This window comes from Methylocystis silviterrae (assembly GCF_013350005.1).
Lineage (GTDB): Bacteria > Pseudomonadota > Alphaproteobacteria > Rhizobiales > Beijerinckiaceae > Methylocystis > Methylocystis silviterrae.
This window is the reverse complement of record NZ_JABVWW010000062.1, coordinates 1-662: the sequence shown is the minus strand read 5'-3', so window position 1 is coordinate 662 and position 662 is coordinate 1. Positions and strand designations below refer to the sequence as shown.

Here is a 662-nt window from a genome sequence, read left to right as displayed (position 1 = left end):
CTGGCGCGCGCCATCGCCGGCGAGGCGGGCGTGCCGTTCTTCTCGATCTCGGGCTCTGACTTCGTCGAAATGTTCGTCGGCGTCGGCGCCTCGCGCGTGCGCGACATGTTCGAACAGGCGAAGAAGAACGCGCCCTGCATCATCTTCGTCGACGAGATCGACGCGGTCGGCCGCCATCGCGGCGCCGGCCTTGGCGGCGGCAACGACGAGCGCGAGCAGACGCTGAATCAGCTGCTTGTCGAGATGGACGGCTTCGAGGCGAATGAGGGCATCATCCTGATCGCCGCGACCAACCGTCCGGACGTGCTCGATCCGGCGCTGATGCGTCCGGGCCGTTTCGACCGGCAGATCCAGGTGCCGAACCCGGATTTCATCGGCCGCGAGAAGATCCTCAAGGTTCACGCCCGCAAGGTGCCTCTGGCGCCGGACGTGGATTTGAAGATCGTCGCGCGCGGCACGCCGGGCTTCTCGGGCGCCGATCTGATGAATCTTGTCAACGAGGCGGCGCTGCTCGCGGCGCGGCGCTCGAAGCGGATCGTCACGAAACAGGAGTTCGAGGACGCCCGCGACAAGATCATGATGGGCGCCGAGCGGCGCACGCTGGTGATGACGGATGAGGAGAAGAAGCTCACCGCCTATCACGAAGGCGGCCATGCGCTGGT

At 66.2% G+C, this 662-nt stretch carries 1 protein-coding gene; it reads left to right on the top strand.

All coding sequences use genetic code 11. The annotated features are described in order from the left end of the window. A partial coding sequence (locus HUN39_RS18960) for an ATP-dependent metallopeptidase FtsH/Yme1/Tma family protein (protein WP_175095981.1) occupies positions 1-662 on the top strand: 662 nt, incomplete at both ends.